The sequence below is a fragment of the Actinomadura sp. genome (assembly GCF_044508335.1).
Classification (GTDB): domain Bacteria; phylum Actinomycetota; class Actinomycetes; order Streptosporangiales; family Streptosporangiaceae; genus Spirillospora.
Genome location: NZ_JBIQHY010000079.1, coordinates 1 through 2969 on the forward strand (window position 1 = coordinate 1; position 2969 = coordinate 2969).

At 67.5% G+C, this 2969-nt stretch carries 1 protein-coding gene and 1 pseudogene; both read left to right on the forward strand.

Translation table 11 applies throughout. The annotated features are described in order from the left end of the window. The first annotated feature begins 551 nt into the window (after window positions 1–551). Window positions 552–1327: pseudogene (locus ACIWVC_RS23570) on the forward strand (transposase family protein). A 233-nt stretch (window positions 1328–1560) separates the two neighbouring features. Beyond that, the gene (locus tag ACIWVC_RS23575) at window positions 1561–2805 is read left to right on the forward strand and encodes a DUF222 domain-containing protein (RefSeq protein WP_396454580.1); all 1245 of its coding nucleotides are present in this window, start codon (window positions 1561–1563) and stop codon (window positions 2803–2805) included. Window positions 2806–2969 lie beyond the last annotated feature (164 nt).

Here is a 2969-nt window from a genome sequence, read left to right on the forward strand (position 1 = left end):
CCTAGTGCCACCCGTCTCGTGGGCGCACCACTGGGTGTGGATAGTCCCCGCCCTGGCAGTGCTCCTCCGCAACAGGAACGACAAGACCGCACTGGCCGCCTACGCCCTCTTCGTCCTCTCGCCCCTCAGCTCAACGGGGGCAAGCACCGGCGGTCGGTCGAGAAGGTGATGCGCCGGCCGCGTGAGTTCACTCCGACAAGCGCTGAGAAGAGTCGGGTAATTGTGGTGGGGGCGGCGCTGCGTACGGGGCCGCTCCTCCAAAGTCAAGGGCGCTTCGCGTCGCTTCGCGATGGCCTCCGGCCACCCTTGACTTCGGAGCCTCTGCGGCCCCTGAGTGCAGCTTTCGTCGGGCAGGCTCCGCCTGCCCTCTGCCCGACGCGCCGCCCCCACCCGTCCAAGAGCCGAAAATGCCCACTGCTCTTTTTCGTCCGGCTGGGCGTAACCCGATCACAACATGATCGCGGTACCGGCGTCCGGCCAGCGAAAACGAAGAATCCCCTGGTAGACGACTTGATCACCACAATCTCGACGTCCGAACCAGAGGATCCTGCGTGCTGTTCTATCGCGCTGCCGCCGATTTGTCGCGTGGAACGCTGAACTACCTGGCCGGAGCGATCCGGCGGCACCGCAAGGCGGTCGGGTCGGCCTGGCGGCTGCTCAACCCCCGGGCAGCAGGCCCTGCTGGTACTGGTCCATCTGCGCAAGGGCGAGACCTTCGCCGAATCGGGGGCTGGGTCCGGGGTGTCAACAAACACGGCCTGGCGGTACGTCCAGGAGGCGGGAGGCGCTGCTGTCGTCGCGGTCACCAAGCTGGGAGCGGTCCTGCGCCAGGTCGAACAAGACGGGCTGCACCTACTGGTGCTGGACGGCACGCTCATCGCCACCGACCGCGTGCGCGCCGCCCGGCCCCACTACTCGGTCAAACACCGCTGCAACGGGATGAACGTGCAGGTCATCGCCGGTCCGGACGGGGACGATCTGGTGGACATGGGGGGCGATGCCCGGCCGCACGCACGATCTGACCGCCGCGCGCCTGTGGGGAATCCTGCGCAAGCTGGACACCGCCGGGATCATCACGCGGGCCGACAAGGGCTATCAAGAAGCCGAGGCCTGCGTCGTCGTCACCCCGTACAAGGGGCGCGACAAGCCCGAGTCCCAGAAGCAGGCCAACCGCGCGCACGCCAGGCTCCGTGGACCCGGTGAACGCGCAAACGCCCAGCTCAAGAGCTGGCGAATCCGCCGCAAGCTCTGCTGCAGCCCCAGCAAGGCCGGCCACCTCGTCAAGGCCATCGCCGTCCTGCAGAACTACGAAGCCACCCGAGGATGAAAATGGGTCACTCACCCATCCGTTCGATGTGCGATCTTGCGAACAATGGGTGGGGCCTGCTAGAGGTCGATCTTGGGTCTGAATGGGTGGGGGTCATTGGAGGGCAGGTATGCCCGAATTGTCTGGCATGCCTTCTGTTTGGGGTGGGCTAGGTTTCGGGGGTGGCGTTAGGGTGACAATATTCAGGCTTCTATTCGGTGGGATATTGAGGTGGGGCAGGTAAAATCGGGGTTGTGGAAGTGGTCGGGGTCGATGTTGCTGGAGCGTCCACTATTGAATTGGTGAACGCCGCTTCGGCGATCGCGGCTGAGCTTGCCCGCCGGACTCCGCCGGAATCCCCGGCGGCCTGCATGGAACTCGCCGAGGCCCTCGCCGCGACCGGCGATATGCACGAGGCCGCACTGGCGGGATTCGTCGGCGTCGTCGACCGGGGACGCGAAGTGCAGCGTTGGGGGTTTCCCTCCACCCGCGCATGGCTTCGCTCCCGGCTCGGAATGCGTGACGCCCGCGCCAAAGAACGGCTGACCCTGGCCCGCCAGCAGCACCGCCTAGAGGACGTGTCCAGGCGCTGGGCAGCAGGTGAAATTTCGGCTGGCCACGCCGCGACCATCGCCGGTGCGGTCGCCCGGCTGGACGATGACGACTGCCGGGCCGCTGAAAAGATCCTGCTGGGCATGGTCGCCCAGGGGTTCTCAGCGGGGAAGATCGCTTCGTTCGGCCGCCGAATCGGGGACGTGATCGCTGAACGCGATGGCACCGAGCCTGCTCCGGACGCCGATATCCGACGGGGCCATGAGCAGTCCTGGATCGATTCGACGCGCTCCCTGGACGGCGGTCGCTATATCAAGGGCTGGCTCAACGCCGAAGACGCCGCCGTCTGGGACGGCACCCTCGGCCCGCTCGCCAAACCGGCCGGGACCGACGACACACGTGACCTGTCCCAACGCACCGCCGCCGCACTCAGCTCGGTAATGTCGGGCGGACACAAGGCCACCAAGGTCACCGTCATCTGTGACTTGGACACTCTCACCGGCGGTGCGGCACCCGCCCGGCTCGCCGACGGAACCGCGATCCCCGCCGCCCAGGCCCGCCGCATCGCCTTGGCCGCCGGAGTCGCGCCCCTTTTGCTTGGCCAGGGCGGCCTTCCCCTCTACCTCGGACGCACCGAACGCTTCGCCAGCCCCGCACAGCGTCGCGTCCTAGAGGCCCTCAACCCAACCTGCGCCGTCCAAGGATGCGAAGTCCCCGGAACGTTGTGCGAGGTCGACCACGTCAACGGCTGGGCTCTCGGCTCGCCGACCGACATCGACCAACTCACACTCACCTGCGGATGGCACAACAGGTACAAAGCCTCCAACCCGGACCGCATCGATATCTCCCGGGGACCGGACGGCCGCTACACCTACCGTCTCCACCCACCCGGGCCCAGAACCGTTTCCGCCCCTGGCCGCCCGCCACCCTGGCAACAAGCCGCCTGATCACAACGCCGCTCCCGCTCCAGCCGCCAGCAAAGGCCATGCCCTGTTCCCCGCCGCCGGCTCGCGGTTCCCGGGAGCGGCGCAACCCCCGGCTGGCCTGCATTGCCGACTGCTCGCCGTGGCGGCAGCGCGGCCCGTCTCGCCTGGCGGTTGCCTGGTCGTCG